This window comes from Novosphingobium sp., assembly GCF_027489515.1.
Classification (GTDB): Bacteria; Pseudomonadota; Alphaproteobacteria; order Sphingomonadales; family Sphingomonadaceae; genus Novosphingobium.
The window spans coordinates 72,783-88,445 of record NZ_JAIXZS010000027.1 but is presented as its reverse complement, the minus strand read 5'-3'; the positions used below and the strand labels follow the sequence as shown (position 1 = coordinate 88,445).

The 15,663-nt window shown below is 65.1% G+C and carries 13 protein-coding genes; 2 read left to right on the top strand and 11 right to left on the bottom strand.

Annotated features, from left to right (window positions below):
• Positions 1 to 1,079: TonB-dependent receptor plug domain-containing protein (locus Q0082_RS04775; protein WP_298190508.1), on the bottom strand; the 1,079-nt coding region annotated here is incomplete at its 3' end.
• 357 nt (positions 1,080 to 1,436) lie between these two features.
• On the opposite strand from Q0082_RS04775, the gene Q0082_RS04770 reads away from it, so the two are divergent.
• Positions 1,437 to 2,630, top strand: a complete 1,194-nt coding sequence (locus tag Q0082_RS04770; RefSeq protein ID WP_298190506.1) for an acyl-CoA dehydrogenase family protein — start codon at positions 1,437 to 1,439, stop codon at positions 2,628 to 2,630.
• A 64-nt stretch (positions 2,631 to 2,694) separates the two neighbouring features.
• Complete coding sequence (locus tag Q0082_RS04765; protein WP_298190504.1) at positions 2,695 to 3,825, top strand: acyl-CoA dehydrogenase family protein; 1,131 nt, start codon at positions 2,695 to 2,697, stop codon at positions 3,823 to 3,825.
• Between the two features lie 141 nt (positions 3,826 to 3,966).
• Here the strand turns inward: Q0082_RS04765 and Q0082_RS04760 are convergent, their stop codons facing one another.
• The 10 genes from Q0082_RS04760 to Q0082_RS04715 form a co-directional block, all read right to left on the bottom strand.
• Positions 3,967 to 4,938 carry a nitronate monooxygenase family protein gene (locus Q0082_RS04760; RefSeq protein ID WP_298190502.1) on the bottom strand — a complete coding sequence of 324 codons (972 nt, stop codon included), beginning with the start codon at positions 4,936 to 4,938 and terminating at the stop codon, positions 3,967 to 3,969.
• 26 nt (positions 4,939 to 4,964) lie between these two features.
• Positions 4,965 to 5,807 (bottom strand): class I SAM-dependent methyltransferase, encoded by an 843-nt coding sequence (locus tag Q0082_RS04755; protein ID WP_298190501.1) that lies wholly within the window; start codon positions 5,805 to 5,807, stop codon positions 4,965 to 4,967.
• A gap of 66 nt (positions 5,808 to 5,873) precedes the next feature.
• Complete coding sequence (locus Q0082_RS04750) at positions 5,874 to 6,302, bottom strand: GtrA family protein (RefSeq protein ID WP_298190499.1); 429 nt, start codon at positions 6,300 to 6,302, stop codon at positions 5,874 to 5,876.
• A gap of 4 nt (positions 6,303 to 6,306) precedes the next feature.
• The gene (locus Q0082_RS04745; RefSeq protein WP_298190497.1) at positions 6,307 to 8,136 is read right to left on the bottom strand and encodes a thiamine pyrophosphate-binding protein; all 1,830 of its coding nucleotides are present in this window, start codon (positions 8,134 to 8,136) and stop codon (positions 6,307 to 6,309) included.
• Positions 8,133 to 9,176 carry an NAD-dependent epimerase/dehydratase family protein gene (locus Q0082_RS04740; RefSeq protein ID WP_298190495.1) on the bottom strand — a complete coding sequence of 348 codons (1,044 nt, stop codon included), beginning with the start codon at positions 9,174 to 9,176 and terminating at the stop codon, positions 8,133 to 8,135. Before Q0082_RS04740 ends, Q0082_RS04745 begins: the two co-directional genes overlap by 4 nt.
• Positions 9,173 to 10,522, bottom strand: coding sequence for a glycosyltransferase 87 family protein (locus Q0082_RS04735; protein ID WP_298190492.1), 1,350 nt, complete (start codon positions 10,520 to 10,522; stop codon positions 9,173 to 9,175). Before Q0082_RS04735 ends, Q0082_RS04740 begins: the two co-directional genes overlap by 4 nt.
• Positions 10,515 to 11,495 (bottom strand): glycosyltransferase family 2 protein, encoded by a 981-nt coding sequence (locus Q0082_RS04730; protein WP_298190490.1) that lies wholly within the window; start codon positions 11,493 to 11,495, stop codon positions 10,515 to 10,517. The genes Q0082_RS04735 and Q0082_RS04730 overlap by 8 nt, the downstream gene beginning before the upstream one ends.
• Positions 11,496 to 11,511: 16 nt before the next feature.
• The gene (locus Q0082_RS04725; RefSeq protein ID WP_298190488.1) at positions 11,512 to 12,642 is read right to left on the bottom strand and encodes a capsule biosynthesis protein; all 1,131 of its coding nucleotides are present in this window, start codon (positions 12,640 to 12,642) and stop codon (positions 11,512 to 11,514) included.
• Complete coding sequence (locus Q0082_RS04720; protein ID WP_298190486.1) at positions 12,639 to 14,555, bottom strand: SLBB domain-containing protein; 1,917 nt, start codon at positions 14,553 to 14,555, stop codon at positions 12,639 to 12,641. Before Q0082_RS04720 ends, Q0082_RS04725 begins: the two co-directional genes overlap by 4 nt.
• Positions 14,556 to 14,733: 178 nt before the next feature.
• Positions 14,734 to 15,543 carry an aldolase/citrate lyase family protein gene (locus Q0082_RS04715; RefSeq protein ID WP_298190484.1) on the bottom strand — a complete coding sequence of 270 codons (810 nt, stop codon included), beginning with the start codon at positions 15,541 to 15,543 and terminating at the stop codon, positions 14,734 to 14,736.
• Positions 15,544 to 15,663 lie beyond the last annotated feature (120 nt).

Sequence of the window (15,663 nt, the reverse complement as noted above, 5' to 3'; positions counted from 1 at the left end):
TTCGACGAGAAGCCGCCGCTCATGTTGGTGTAGCGGGCGTTGTTGTCGACGGTGATGCCGTTGTCGAACTTGTAGTGCAGCTGCGCCTGAAGCGACTGGGCATTGGTGGTGATGCCGTTGAGCGGCGTGCTGGCAAGGCCCTGGCTATCGAAATCGACGTAGTTGACGACCGGGTTGAACGCCGAGAAGTTGGACGCGCGGCGCGGATCGAAGCCCGGGCAGGCCTGCAGATCGGAAACCTTGCCGCCAGAGAGCTTGCCACAGGCGATGCCGCCCTGGGTGTTGGGCTCCTGCGTGTCCTGCGCCTTGAAATAGACGCGGAAGAAGCCGCGATTGTCATCAAACTCGCGCGTGATGTTGCCCTTGATCAGGTAGGACTTGCTGAGCTGGTAGCCCGAGTGCCACGGGCCATCGCCGGCGCCGTAGTAACCACCGATGTTGAAGTGGGTCTTGTCATCGATGGCGCCCGAGAAGCGGAAGCTGGCGCGGGTGTAATCGTAGGTGAGGTTGCGCTCGAGCTGGATGTAGCCGCCTTCACTGCGATCGGTCTTGCTGATGTAGTTGATCACCGCACCCGGCGCCTGGCTGGCGAGCGTGGCGGCGGTGCCGCCGCGGATCGCATCGACGCGGGCGTCCATCGGGCTCGACTTGGTCCAGTAGTCGTTGTTGCCGAACTGGATATCACCGAACAGCACGGTGGGCAGGCCATCTTCCTGCAGCTGGACGAAGGTGGCGCCGCCGGTGGCGACGGGCAGACCGCGCACGGCAAAGTTGCCGTTACCGCCCGGGCCCGAAACGTTGGGCTGGAGACCCGGCAGCAGGCGAAGCAGATCGCCTTCCGACATCGGGCGGAAATTGGCGATGATGGCGCTGTCGACCGAGGAGATCGAGACCGAGCTGTCGAGCTTGCTCTTGGTACCGGTCGAGGCGGTGACGACGATCTCGCTCAGCGTGTCGGCAGGGGCGTCGGTGGCGGCGGCATCAGCAGGCGCGGCTTCCTGGGCGAACACTGGCGCCGAAACGGCGGCCACAGCCAGCGCCAGAACCGATGCACACGATTGAATTGCGGTGAGCTTCACAGATATCCCTCCCGATTGCGAGCACTTTTGTGCGTACGACAGCAGCGAATCGAAGCCTCGAGACGCCTGCATGGGGGTTCTCTGGCAAAAGGTCAGCCCAAGCGCAAGCAAGAATTCAAGCGATTGAATCGCAAAATGCGTGCGAGTGCCGGAAGTGTGGCTTCTGTGCATCGGACGCGCAGGGCCGCCCGCACGGGGGCTTGGCGGCGCGTCGCCGCCGTGCCTGACCCATCGCCCCTCTTGACGTTTACGTAAAGTGGAAGGATGGAGGGTGCAGGAGACCGGCTTCCCATAACGGAAGCGAGTCTCGCTGCGTCAGGGCCGTAAAAAGGCCATGAACTCAAAAGGGAGAGCCCCATGCATCTTGATTTCAGCCCCGAAGATCTGGCCTTCCAGCAGGAAGTCCGCGCCTTCATCGCCGAGAACTATCCGGCCGAACTGCGCGGCAAGCAGGACGAGGGCGACGAGCTTTCAAAGGAAGACTTCCTCTCCTGGCACAAGGTGCTGGCGAAGAAGGGCTGGGTCGCCCCGGCATGGCCGGTCGAGTACGGCGGCACCGGCTGGACCGCGACGCAGCGCTACATCTGGTCCGAAGAGACCGCGCGCGCCGACTGCATCCGCCTGATGCCCTTCGGCCTCTCGATGGTCGGCCCGGTGATCTACACCTTCGGCACGCCCGAGCAGAAGGCCAAGTACCTCCCCCGCATCCTTTCGGGCGAGGACTGGTGGTGCCAGGGCTATTCGGAGCCGGGTTCGGGGTCTGACCTTGCCTCGCTGCGCACCAAGGCGGTGCGGGACGGCGATCATTATGTCGTCAACGGCCAGAAGACCTGGACGACGATGGCGCAGCATGCCGACTGGGGCTTCTTCCTCGTCCGCACCGATCCCGATGCCAAGCAGCAGGAAGGCATTTCGTTCCTGCTCATCGACATGAAGTCGCCGGGCATCACCGTGCGCCCGATCATCACGTTGGGCGGCGAGCACGAAGTCAACGAAGTGTGGCTCGAAGACGTGCGCGTACCGGTCGAGAACCGCGTCTATGAGGAAAACAAGGGCTGGACTTGCGCCAAGTTCCTGCTGGCGCACGAGCGCACCGGGATCGCCGGTGTGGCGGCTTCGAAGCGCGGGATCGAGAAGGTGAAGACGATCGCGCGGGCGGAGATGGACGGTGACAAGCCGCTGATCGCCAATGCCTTCTTCAAGCGCAAGATCGCCGAACTGGAAATGGACCTCACCGCGCTCGAGTTTACCGAGCTGCGCAGCCTGGCGGGTGAAAGCGCCGGCAAGGGCCCGGGGCCGGAATCGAGCCTGCTCAAGATCAAGGGTTCGGAAATCCAGCAGCGCCTGACCGAGCTGACCCTGGAAGCGGTGGGCCACTATGGCGCGCCCTACTTCCGCGGCTTCGGAGAGGGCGACAACGAGCACCCGATCGGGCCGGACTACGCGCACCGGGCCGCGCCGACCTATTTCAACACCCGCAAGACAACGATCTATGGCGGTTCGAACGAGATCCAGCGCAATATCATCGCCAAGATGGTGCTCGGGCTCTGAGTGAAAATGGAGGCCGCCGCGCGCAAGGTGCGACGCGGCGGCCCTGAAGCGGGATTTGAGGACAATGGATTTCAGCTACACCGAAACGCAGGGCATGCTGCGTGATACGCTCGCGCGCTTTCTGGCCGACACGTATGATTTCGAGACGCGCAAGAAGATGCTGCTGCGCCCTGAGGGCCGCGATCCGGGCATCTGGCAGGCGCTCGCCACCGAGCTTGGCATTCTGGGCGCGCCCTTTGCCGAAGAACACGGCGGGCTTGGCGGCGGCGCGCTCGAGAACATGATCATGATGGAAGAACTGGGCAAGGTCATCGCGATCGAACCCTATCTCCAGACCGTGGTGATCGGCGGCGGCGCGATGAAGCGCGCGCCCGGGGCGATGGCCGATGCGGTGATCCCCGAGATCATCGCGGGCAATGCCGTGATCGCGTGGGCCTATGCGGAGCCACAAGGCCGCTATGATCTGGCGAACATCCGCACCACCGCGAAGGCGGACGGCGCGGGCTTCGTGCTCTCGGGCCACAAGGCGGTGGTCTATGCCGCGCCGTGGGCGACGCACCTCCTCGTCACCGCCCGTACCGGCGGTTCGACGCGCGAGCGCGCGGGCGTGGAGCTGTTCCTGATCGACGCCACGCTGCCGGGAATTGTGCGCCGCGACTACCCGACCGTCGACGGCTTCCAGGCGAGCGAAATCTACTTCGAGAACGTGGCGATCCCCGGCGATGCGCATATCCCCGGCGGGATCGACCTGATCGAGCTGCTGGCCGACGAAGCCACCATGGCGATCTGCGGCGAGGCCTGCGGGGTGAGCCGCAAGCTGCACGAGGGTACGCTCGACTATATCAAGCAGCGCAAGCAGTTCGGCCAGCCGATCGGCAAGTTCCAGGTGCTGCAGCACCGCATGGCCGACATCTTCATCGAGGTGGAGCAGATCGCCTCGATGGCGCTGATGGGCACGCTCAAGCTCGATCTGCCGGCGGACGAGCGCAAGGCGGCGGTGAGCCTCGCCAAGGCGAAAGTCGCACGCTCGATCAACTTCGTAGGCCAGAACGCGATCCAGACCCACGGCGGCATCGGCATTACCGTGGAGCTCGCCATCGGCCACTATTTCAAGCGGGCCACGATGATCGAGAACCAGTTCGGCTCGGCGGACTTCCACCTTGGCCGGTTCGAGGACCTGACGCTGGCGGCCTGATTTCTGCGCTCTCTCCCCTTCAGGGGAGAGATACGAAGGCTTGGCAGCTTGCTGCCTAGCCGGAATTGAGAGGGGGCAGCGCGGCGCAGTGCCACGTCCCCTCTCCCAACCCTCTCCCCTGAAGGGGAGAGGGCTTTCCCCTCAGGCCATCCCCGCCAGCCGTTCGCGGATGATGCTGTTGGCCTGCGCCATGATCCGGTCGACGAGCTCCTTGCAGGTCGGGATGTCGTGGATCAGGCCGGCGACCATGCCGCAGCTCCACGCGCCGGCTTCCATATCGCCTTCCATCATGATGCGCGGGTAGACGCCGGCGACTTCCTCGATGATGTCCTCGAACTTGATGTCCGCGCCGAGGCGGCGTTCCTTTTCGAGCAGGCGCTCGACCGCGGCGTTGGTCAGCACGCGCTCGGTGTTGCGCAGCGGGCGCATGACGAGGCGGGTATCGAGCTCGGACGCCGCGAGCAGCGCCTGCTTTACCTTTTCATGCACCGGCGCTTCCTTGGTGGCGATGAAGCGCGTGCCCATGTTGATGCCTTCTGCGCCGAGCGCGAGCGCGGCGACGAGGCTGCGGCCATCGGCCATGCCGCCCGAGGCGACGAAGGGAATGGTGAGTTCCTCGGCCGCACGGGGGAGCAGGATGAAGTTCGGGATATCGTCCTCGCCCGGATGGCCGCCGCATTCGAAGCCATCGACCGAGATCGCATCGCAGCCAACCTTCTCGGCCTTCACGCTGTGGCGGACGGACGTGCACTTGTGGATCACCTTGATCCCCGCGTCCTTGAAGTAGGGCAGGAACGGCGCGGGGTTGTTGCCCGCGGTCTCGACGATCTTCACCCCGCCTTCGATGATTGCGCGGATGTAGCCCGGATAATCGGGCGCGTTGACAGTGGGCAGGAAGGTGAGGTTCACGCCGAAGGGCTTGTCGGTCATGTCCTTGCAGCGCGCGATCTCATTGGCGAGATCGGCGGCGGACTTCTGCGTGAGGCCGGTGATGATGCCGAGCCCGCCCGCGTTCGAGACCGCAGCGGCCATTTCGGCAAAGCCGACATAGTGCATGCCACCCTGGATGATCGGGTGCTCGATGCCGAACAGTTCGGTGATGCGGGTCTTCATGGCTGGCTCTCTCCCGGTTGTTGGCCTTACAGCTGGGCTGTCGTTAACATGTTGCCCAGCTTCAGGCCCACTGCCATGTCTGGCAGGGGCAGGCGCGACAGATCGAGCCCGATGGTCTGCCCGGCCTGCTGCGCAAGGAAGCTGATCGGGAAGTGATTGACGCTGCGCTGGACCTCGACACCCGAATAGCCAGCGGTGGTCAACACCCGCGTCATCGTATCGGGGTTGTAGAGTTCCGGATGCTGCAGGCAGAACGGCGGGAAGGTACGGCCCATAACCGAGCGTAGCAGCGATTTTTCGTTGTGGGTCACGATGAGGATGCGCCCACCCGGCTTCAGCTTGGCACGTATCTGGCGTAGGATCGCCAGCGGCTCGGTGATGTGATCGAGCACGTGGATCATCACGGCGAGGCTGATCGTGCCATCGGGCACATCGCTGAAATCGTCCATCGCCGCGCTGATCGTATGCGGCAGGTTTCCGGCGGAGCGGGCGAGCACATCGTGGACCGCGCGGTTCGGCTCGAACAGCCAGGCATGGCCGAACTTGCCCGAGGCAGCAGCCGGCGCGACGATGTGCCCGATATCGGGGCCGATCTCGAGATAGTCGCCGGGGATCACGCTCCCGGCGACGGCCGACCAATAGCCGCGCTGGGTCGCGGTGATCGCTGCCGAGGGGACCATATCCATGTTGGGCGCGAGATTGGCGTAGAGTTGACCCAGCTGCTCGCCGGTGAAATAGCGCGGACAGTAGAGCAGGCCGCAGGACTGGCACCGGGCATACGTGAAGAACATGCGCTCCTTGCGCAGCCCCTCCCAGAACGGCACGAGGCCCTCAAGCCCGACGTCCTCGCCGGCTGGCTCGCTCTGCATTTCGGGGGTGGCCTGCGCACTTCCGCAACAGGGGCAGGACCGCTCTAGAAAGGCTGACATCGCTGATCAGGTCCTTGTATCCGAACGAAACGTGACGGCTTGGTGCCAGAAATAGCTGCTGACGAGCGTCAGCAGCGAGAAGCAGAACTGGGCCGGGATCGGATGCAGGCCGAGACCTTGCACCATGAGCGGCAATGCAATCAGATTGGCCCCGAATACGGCGTAGGAATACGACGAGAAATAGGCAAACTCGCGCAGGATATTGGCCCGCGTGCGAAAGACCCCGATCTTGTAGGTACTGAACGCGAAGATCACGCAGACGAGCTGCGACAGCACCAGCGCCGCCATGTAGTGGTGCGTGAACCACGGCCAGATCCACAGCAGCGCCGGGAAGAACGACAGCCCGAATGCGGTGTTGGCCGCGCCCGCAAGGAGATAGCGCACCGGCCGCTCGCCCCGGCGCAATCGCGCGAGAACGCGCTCGATCAGTCGCACCGGCTCACTCTTCCAGCAGCGGGATGCGCATGTTCTCGCGCAGGACTTCGCGCGGGAGGAACGGCGAGAGATCTTCGAGCGGGGGCGAGGTCATCCGCCCATCGGGATGGACCTTGGCCCCCAGCTTGGGCGCGAAGGCGGCGTTCTCGTCGATCATGATCTCGCAGATCGTGGCACCGGGGGCCTCGATCGCCTCGCGCAGCGCGCCGAGGTTCTCGTGCCCGTCGACCCGCCAGTAGCCATAGCCGAAGGCCGCGGCGAGCTTGGAGAAATCGGGGAAGGTCACGTTGCTCTTGGGTCCGCCGCCGACTTCGACACCGTTGAAGTAATTGCGGTGGGTCTGGAAGATCGAGACATAGCCGTTGTTGTTGAGGAGGATGATCTTCACCGGCATGCCGTAGCCGATGATGGTCTGGAGCTCCTGCAGGTTCATCATGATGCTGCCATCGCCAGCGACGCAGATGACGCGGCGCGGATTGCCCTCTCCCGCGCTGGTCAGTCCGACGCAGGCCCCGATCGCGGCGGGCAGATCATAACCCATCGTGGCGCAGCCCGAATTGGTCCACAGGCGGAGGCCCTGCTTGATCTGCGCGGTCTGGAAGCCGACGACGCAGGCGCTGCCATTGCCGCAGACGACGACATCCTCGCCATCGAGCACCTGGAACAGCGCATCGAGCGCAACATAGGGGTGGCACACCGCATTCTGGTTGTATTCGGGCAGCACCACCGGGAAATTGCGCCGCCGCTGCACCGCCCATTCGAGCCATTCGCGCTGCTCCTCGGTCGGCCCGGCCGGCGCGGCGGCGAGCAGCGCCGGGATGAAGTCCTTGAGATTGGCGACGACCGGCATGTCCGGCTTCACGTTGGGCTTCTGCAGTTCGAGCGGATCGATATCGACCCAGACCTTGTAGGCTTCGCGCGCGAAGCTGCTCCAGTTGTAGCTGACCTGCCGGATATTGAGCCGGCTGCCGAGCACGAGCAGGAAATCGGCGCTCTGGTTGACCATGTTGCCGCCGCGATCGCCCACCGTGCCTGGGCGGCCACAATAGAGCGGGTGATCATCCCAGATCACATCATGCGCGTTCCAACCGGTGACGACGGGCACGCCAAGCTTTTCGACCAGTTCGATGAACTGGGCGTGCGCGCCGCTGAGCCGCACCCCGCCGCCGGCGAAGACGACCGGGCGCTTGGCAGTCTTGAGCTTGGCGATGACTGCCTCGGCCGCGGCGGCGAGATCGGTCTTCGTCCACGGCTCGTCGAGTTCGGCCGGATCGAAGCCGGGATCCAGCGTATCGGGATCGATCCGCGCGGCCTGCACATCGAGCGGAATATCGAGCCAGGTCGGCCCGGGGCGGCCCGAGCGCGCGAGGTAGATCGCCTTTTCGAGGTGGTAGCGGATCGTCTGCGGATCGGTGACCATCTCGGCATACTTGGTGATCGTCTGCACGATCGGCGCAATGTCGAGCTCCTGATCGCCATACTGGCGCAGCGGCAGCCCGGTGTGGCGGACCGTGGTTTCGTTCTTCACCTGCCCGGAGAGGACGAGGACGCCGACCGAGTCGACAAAGGCGCCGTAGATGCCGGTGATGGCATTGGTGCCGCCGGGGCCCGAGGTGACGTTGACCACCGGCAGGCGCCCGGTGAGCCGGCCATAGGCTTCGGCCGCGATCGCGAGCGCCTGTTCGTGGTGGCAGAAGGTGGTGCGGATGCCATCATGCGTGCCGATCGAATGGTTGAGGTGCATGGCCCCGCCACCGGTGAGCATGAACACATCGCCGATGCCGTGCGCGACCAGCTGCTGCGCCACCCAGTCTGAAAGCTTGATCTTGCTCATCCGATCCATCCATTCCATGCCGCCGTGCGGCGTATCGCTTCGTCCAGATCGACCGTTGGCGCCACGCCCAGTTCGCTCCGGATCTTGAGAGTTGAGGGCACATAGCGCCCCGGATTCCAGCCCGCATCGGGCTTGCCGAGAATCTCGAACTTGCCGCTGCCGAGCACGGTCGCCGCGCGTTCGGCAAGATCGCCGATCGAGACGGCCTGCTCCGAGCCCAGATTGTAGGTCGCGCCAGCGGGCGCGCGCAGCAGCACGGCCCACATCCAGGTCGTGAGATCGGCCGTATAGAGATAGGAACGCACCGCGCGCCCGTCGCTGTTCACGGTCACCGTGCGCCCGGCCATGGCATCGCGAATGAAGTTGCCCGCCGCGAAGTGGATATCGAGCGCCAGCATCGGCCCAAGCAGCGCGAAGATGCGCGTGGTGACGATATCGAGCCCGAACTGGCGGCGATAGATCGCGCAGAGCATCTCCGCCGCGCGCTTGCCCTCACCATAGCTCGAACGGTGGGTCATGAGATCGGGCGCGCCGCGGTAGTCCTCGTCGACATGAGTCACATCCCACGGCTGCGCGCCATAGACCGCGCCCGAGGACATGAACAACACGCGCCCTGCCCCGGCTGCCCGCGCGAAATCGAGCGTGTTGCGCGTGCCCGCCACGATCGTATCGAACATGCGCAGCGGGTCGTTCTCGTTGAGATCGGCGCTGGCATCGGTCGCGCCGTGGATGACGTGGGTGTAGGGCTGGCCATCGGGCTGCAGGGTCAGCACATCGCCCGCCACCAGCCGCAGCGCGGGCCATGCGGCGAGCGCGGGCGCCTTGGCGGCAAACGCGGCCGGATCGCGGGTGAGCACCGCAACCTCGAGCCCGAGCCCATGCGCGGCATCGGCCAGCCGCAGCGCCTCAAGCATCCAGCGCCCGATGAGGCCGGTGCCGCCGGTAATGAACAGGCGCGCGCCGCGAAGCGCAGGCCAGTCTGCCGCGAGGCTTTCCACCACGCCGGCAAGGTCTTCGGCAAGGATGGGATGGAGGCTCAAGCCAGCGCCTCCCCCGGCGCGCCGAACGCCAGCTGCGGCCGGTTCTGGCGATAGGCGAGCGTCGCCTCGCGGATCGTCTCCAGCGAGAGCAGCATGAGCACGAGCAATAGGCCGATGGGGTGGGTGAACTGGCCGACCGCGATGCCGAACTGCGCCGAAACCGCCTTGCCGCTGAGCCACGCCGTCGTGTGGACAACCGGCAGGGTGGACAGCTGCCAATCGACGTTGAGCGCATTGAGATAGATGATCGTGATCGAGGCGATCCGCGCGAAACCGCGCCACGGCTCCATGAACACGAGGAACATGATGAACATCTCGGTATAGCCGCCGGGCGAGCGCGTGGTCAGCGAGATGAGCAGCGCGATGCAGGCGAGGCGCGGCAGCGCGACCGCGCGCGGTTGCATCCAGGCGAGAAACAGTGCGGCGATCCCGGTCAGCTGCGCAGCGGCCATGGCACTCGTCAGCACGAAGCGGAACGTCTCGTAGGTGTCCGAGCGGAAGTAGCGCAGCACCGGGAAGGCGCCCCGGTCGATCACGCCGAACAGGCCGTTGAAGCTGGTCGAATAGTAGATCTCGCCGACGACATCGCCGCCGGTGAAACTGATCCAGTTGAAGGTGTTGTCGAGCAGTTCGGTGACGCTGCCGCCACCCATCAGGCCCCATGTGGCAAGGTAGATCAGCACCGTGGCAAAGGCGGCAAGCTCAAGCTGACGCCACTCGCGCCGGATCGCCCAGCCCACGGTCGCCACCAGCATGTAGGGCTTGAAGTTGATCATCAGCCCCGCCGCGATCGCGCGCACCGGGCGCGAGGTGGCGAAGAAGCCAAGGGCGATGACCATCGCGACATAGCACATGAGGAGCAGCTGCCCGCGCTCCAGCGCGTAGAGCGTGCGATAACCGAACGCGAGCGCCAGTGTGCGCATGAGCGCGGTGCGCGGATCATTGCGCCGCAGCGCGAGGTAGGACACGCCGATCGCCGCGACATAGGACGCAAGGATCGCGGTGATCGAGAGCCAGTCGCAATCGCGCGCCGCGAAGGGCGAGGTGACATAGCACGAGGAAATGCTGAACAGCCGCAGCACGATGAACGACAGCGGCGGATAGATCGAGCGCCAGACCGAATAGGCGCCCCAATGGTTGGCCCAGTAGGCGGTGTTGAACCAGTCCATGAAGGTATCCTGCGGATCCCAGATGAACGGCTGGGGCAGGTATCCGGTCAAGAAGAAGGTGCGGACCAGCGAGACGAACGAAGCGAGCACGAGCAGCAGCAGCGCAAGTTCGGGCAGCGTGGCGCGCAAGGCCAGCTGCAGATTCTGGCGCCGCGTCGGCAGGGCGCCTTCAGGCATCTTCGGCGACGACGAACGGCTGGCGCACCGGCATGGTCCGGTCGGTCGGGAAGTTCAGCCGCTCCTGCTCGATCACCAGCGGCACGCGCCGGGTACGCTCGGCGATGATCCGCACCTGTTCGCCGAGCAGCCCGGTGAACAGAAAGCCGAACCCGAACAGCGCGAACTGGCTGGCAAGGATGACCCAGGGCCAGGCTGTCCCGCCGGCCAGCGCCGCCGCGATAGCGCAGATCGCCAGCACCAGGCCCAGCGCCATGAAGCCGAACGACCAGACGATGGGCCGGCGCAGCAGCGCCTTGGACGAACCGGCAAGGCCCGAGACCGCAAAATCGAGCAGCGCGAACACGTCGTTCTTGGTCTGGCCGCCGCGCCGTTCGGGTCGGTCATAGGGGACGAGGCCGATCGAGAAGCCGCTTTCGACCAGCATGCCGCGGAAGAACGGCTCGGGCTCGTGCCAGCGCGCGAGCGTATCGACCACGCGGCGATCATAGAGGCCGAACCCGGTCGCGCCGGGGATGACCGCATAGTCCGCATTGCGCGCGAGGAAGCCGTAGCCGGCCTTGCGCGCGGCGGTGAGCAGCGCCCCGGCCTTTTCCTCGGTGCGGCGCACGCCCAGCACGATCATCCGCCCATCTCGCCACTGGCGGATGAATTCACCCAGCAGCTGCGGCGGGTCCTGAAAATCGGCGCACATGCCGACCACGGCGGCACCTTCGGCCTGATAGATCGCGTGGGTGGGCGAGCGCATCTGCCCGAAATTGCGGGTATTGAAGATCGCCCGGACATGCGTGTCCGCCGCGCAGAGTGCGCGCATCAGCTCGCGCGTGCGGTCGGTCGAGCCATTGTCGATGAAGATGATTTCCCACGAGCGCGCGTGCTTCTCGAGCTCGGCGCGGACTTCCTCGTAGATGCCCTGAACGTTTTCCTCTTCGTTGAGGCAGGGGATCACGACGGAGATTTCGATATCGCTCATTGCGCAACAGCCTGCATCACGGTGCCAGCGGCCCGGCCTCGGCGCCCTTGCCGCGCGCAGCCGCGCCCGGATCGAACAGGCCGGTCGCGGGGGCGTAGACTTCGACGAAGACGGCGAACGCGACGAGCAGCGCAAGGAAGGCAACCGCGGTCGTGTTGAAGTAGCGATCCGGATCGACATGCGGCGCATCGATCACCGAAAGCTGGGCGCGGTCCTGCGAGAGGATTTCCTGCACGGCAATCTCTTCGGCGGCGCGCGAGTACACGTCCGACACGCCCTGCGCGAAGACATAGCTGCGATAGAGCCGCGCATAGGCAAGCGCCGTCGCCGAGATGGCGCCGACATTGGGGCTGGCCTGGCCCTCGCTTGCGTTGGCCGCGCGGGCGATCTGCGCTTGCAGCGAAGCGACCTGCCCGGCGACAACGCTGAGGCGGGGGTTCTCCGGACCAACCGTTGTGCGCAGTGTCGCGAGTTCGACCTGCTTTGCCTGCAGCTGGCCTTCGAGACCTGCCCGCACCGTCAGCTGTTCGCCCAGCTGCGCCGCCGGATCGGCGATGCGGTTGGCCTTGCGGAATGCATCGAACTGGGCTTGCGCCTGAACCAGCCGCTCCTGCGAGCTGGCAAGGCGATCTTCGACAATGCGGCGCTTGCGCGAGACCTGGTTGCGCACATAGCTGCTCATCCGGTCGCTCATCGCATCGACATAGGCGCGGGTCACCGCCAGCACCCAATCCTGATCGTAGGCGCGGGCCTCGAACTCGATGATGCCGCCCAGCAGCGAATGAACATCGACTCGCTTGCCGAGCGCAACCATGGCGGAGCGTTCATCGGCATAGGGCCGACCCGGACCCACGAGCTTGAGCCGGGCCACCACGTCACGGGTGACGGCATCGCTCTTGGCGAGTTGCAGCGTCACTTCGGTCGCGCTGCGATCCCCGAAGAGCGAGGCGAGGTTCTGGAGCTGCGATCCCGCGCCGGACTGGCTGAACAGCGAGGCCGCGTTGTTATCGCCCGGCATGACCTTGGCGCGCGCCATGAACGGGCGCGGGAACAGGCACAGCACCGCCAGCACCGCGCCCAGCACCACATAGATGATCAGCCGCACGCGGCGTTCGCGCAGGCGGCCCATCCGGCCGGCAGGGGTCATTTGGTCACCGCCACGATCGACGCGGTGGCAAGCGCGCCCTGGAAGCCGAAGTTGAGCAGATCCTTGAACCGCGCCCAGAACGCACCGCGCTGCGAATCGATCGGCACGAAGACCAGATCGCCCGGCAGCGCCACAGCGCCGAGCGTACCGCGGCCGCTGAGCAAGGTGCCATTGGCACGCACGACGAAGACGTGCTTGCGATCGGCCAGCCGGTTGAACCCGCCAGCGAGCTTCAGGTAGTCACCCACCTTTGCACCGGCATTGTAGCGGAAATCCGCCGAGCTGTTGACCATGCCGTAGACCCCGACCGCGAGCGAGCGCGTGGGAATCACGAGATTGTCGTTGTTCTCGACGATGAAGGCGGCCGGCAGGCTCTGGTCATTGGGCGCAACCGGCAGCACCAGCCGACCTTCGATCCGCCGTCCATTGAGCTGGTTCACCAGCGCATCGACGGCCGAGAGCCGGGCGGTGAGGTCCTTGTCCTGATTTTCGTAGCGCACGAGCGGCTCGGCGGTCAGCGTCACCTTGAGTTCGTCGACGGCCTTGCTGAAGTTGTAGGTCTGCTGCCGGCGCAGGCTGTCGCGCACGAACACCGCACCGAAGGGATAGGCCTGCGCCGTAAGCCCGCCAGCCTTGGCGATGACTTCATCGAGCGTGGTGCCCGGCTGCACGAAGTAGCGCCCCGGCTTCTGGACCTCGCCCCCGATGGTGACGAGCGAGGGCAGGCGCTGCGCCGGCTGCGCGATGCCGACCGCCGAAAGGACGCGCAGGACAAGCCCGCGGCGGGCAGGCGTCTTCGCCGCTTCCTCAGGCGTCAATTCCTGCCAACCCTGATCGCTCATCGGATCGAGCACATGGAGGCGGCGGATATCCGCGACGGTGTTGACCCCGCCGGCATAGACCAGCACGTCCTTCAGCGTATCCCCGGCGCGCGCCTCGTAAATCGCTTCGTTGTTGACGCTGCCGATCGTGGCAACCTGCGCGCCAGCGGGCGCGATGAAGATGACATCCCCGTTCTGCAGCACGGCATCGGCGGACTTGTCGCCCTTGAGCAGAAAATCGTAGAAATCGAAGTCGGAGATCAGCTTGCCGCCGCGCCGCACCTGGATCGAGCGGAAGCTGCCGCCTGCCGCCGGTCCGCCAGCGGCGAGCACGGCGTTGACCACGGTGGACAGGCTGCTCACCGTGTAGGAACCCGGCACCGCAGCAAAGCCGGTGACGTAGACGGTGATGCCATTGAGCCGGGTCACCCCGACGCTTGCGGTGAAATCGCGGTACTGGCGCGATACCGCACGGCCGATCACGGCCTGAAGATCGCGATAGGCGACCCCCGCTACCTGGACCGCCCCGACTTCGGGAACGAAAATCCGCCCTTCGGTATCGACCTTGAGCCTGAGGTTCGTCGCCTGCACATTGCCGGTGAGGCCAAGCCGGATCTCGTCACCCGGGTTGATGCGATAATCCGGCGGCACCGAGACGACCGGGGGCGCGGTGAAATCGCGCGCATCGGGTGTGAGCAGATCGGACCCGAGCCGGCGGATCGGCTTGCCGACGATCTCCGAAATGAAGGCTTCGAACTCTCCCGGCGGACCGGCAGGCGAGCGGCGCGCGCGCGGCTGCGGAGCGGGGGCTTGCGCATCGCTGCTGGACTGCCCTTCGGCAGGCACCTGGATCTGGGTGGGGCGATAATCGCTGATCGCGGTGTTCTGGACGTTGGGCGCAGGCTGCAAGGCCCGGTTCGTCGCATTCTGGGCGGCGCCCGATTGCGCGCTGCCCGAAGAGACCTGCCCGCTATAGGTCGAGGTGCCTTGCCCGGTATCCACCACCTGGCTTCGTGCCGCCGTGACCGAGAGGCCGCAGCAGAGCGCAAGCAGCGCCAGACCGGCACCGTTTCCAAGCTTCGTGATGTTCAACGGACCGCCCATCAATAAATCGTGCTCGCTGTGTCTGATGCCGGACTTCTCGGTCAGGCACAGCATGCGCCGAAATGGCCCGGCGCAAAACCCTCTAGCATGCGGCAAAACGCCTGCCGACCGGGAATATCCCCAAGAGAAGCCGCCGGATGCCTTCGCGCCCGGCGGCCCGATCAAGTCAGCGTGCGACGGCGGCGAGCTGGGCGCGCGAGGCCTGCCGTTCTTCCATCATCTGGATCCGGGCGAGGTCTTCCCCGGCGATGCGGCTGTAGTACTCGTGCTTGTTGCGCAGCCAGGCGAGTTCGAAATCGACCGCCGTGGCAATGCCGAGCGCGATCGTATCGCTCACCGCCGCGCTGCCATCGAACACGACCTTGCGCGTTTCGAACCGATCAAGCCGCACGCTGCGGAACCGCGCGAGCGCCGGAACGGCTTCCACCGCAACCGATCCGCCGACGACGAGATCGAGATCGTTTTCCGCGCAGGCGACAGCGACGTCCATCACGGCCTTGGTGACCGAGGGATCATTGATCGCGCCGCGCGGCATGCTGCGCGAGAGCGTGAAATCGACCCGGCCGAACACGATCCCGTCGATGCCGCCCTGCTTGGCGACCGGGACCATCTTTGCCAGATTCTCGAGCGTCGTCTGCGTCTCGAGATTGAAGAGGAACTCGGTGCCCTCCTCGTTCTTGCCGTAGACCTTGTCCTTGGCCTCGACGAATTTGGACAGCGCGTAAGGCGTCTCCACCATCGGTGCGATGATGTAATTCGCCCCATAATTTCGCGATTGCAGCAAATCCGAGACGGCCTCACAGCCGCCGATCTTGAGTGCAACACCAAGATCAGCGCGGTGCGCAAGTTCCAAAAGACGCAGAAGCTCGTCCGGACGCGTGCCCTCTGCTTCGAATTCGGCCTTGACCGCAACAAAACCGTAATATTCGCGGCCACGCTTCAGAAGGTCCAGCATGTGACGTTCAGCAGTGTTCACGGATTTTCTCCATAATGGACATAAACTTCTGGTACGAGGCCGAAAAATCTCTTGGCAATTCTTGCTATTAGACTTTCCTGCAGAGCACAAGCCCGGTAGGGACGCCCCTGCATTGCCTGA

What these genes read in the sequence shown, in the direction of transcription:
- Q0082_RS04770 (WP_298190506.1), top strand. Translation starts at nt 1,437, where the DNA reads ATGCATCTTGATTTCAGCCCCGAAGATCTGGCCTTCCAGCAGGAAGTC.
- Q0082_RS04765 (WP_298190504.1), top strand. Translation starts at nt 2,695, where the DNA reads ATGGATTTCAGCTACACCGAAACGCAGGGCATGCTGCGTGATACGCTC.
- Q0082_RS04760 (WP_298190502.1), bottom strand. Translation starts at nt 4,938, where the DNA reads ATGAAGACCCGCATCACCGAACTGTTCGGCATCGAGCACCCGATCATC.
- Q0082_RS04755 (WP_298190501.1), bottom strand. Translation starts at nt 5,807, where the DNA reads ATGCAGAGCGAGCCAGCCGGCGAGGACGTCGGGCTTGAGGGCCTCGTG.
- Q0082_RS04745 (WP_298190497.1), bottom strand. Translation starts at nt 8,136, where the DNA reads ATGAGCAAGATCAAGCTTTCAGACTGGGTGGCGCAGCAGCTGGTCGCG.
- Q0082_RS04735 (WP_298190492.1), bottom strand. Translation starts at nt 10,522, where the DNA reads ATGCCTGAAGGCGCCCTGCCGACGCGGCGCCAGAATCTGCAGCTGGCC.
- Q0082_RS04730 (WP_298190490.1), bottom strand. Translation starts at nt 11,495, where the DNA reads ATGAGCGATATCGAAATCTCCGTCGTGATCCCCTGCCTCAACGAAGAG.
- Q0082_RS04725 (WP_298190488.1), bottom strand. Translation starts at nt 12,642, where the DNA reads ATGACCCCTGCCGGCCGGATGGGCCGCCTGCGCGAACGCCGCGTGCGG.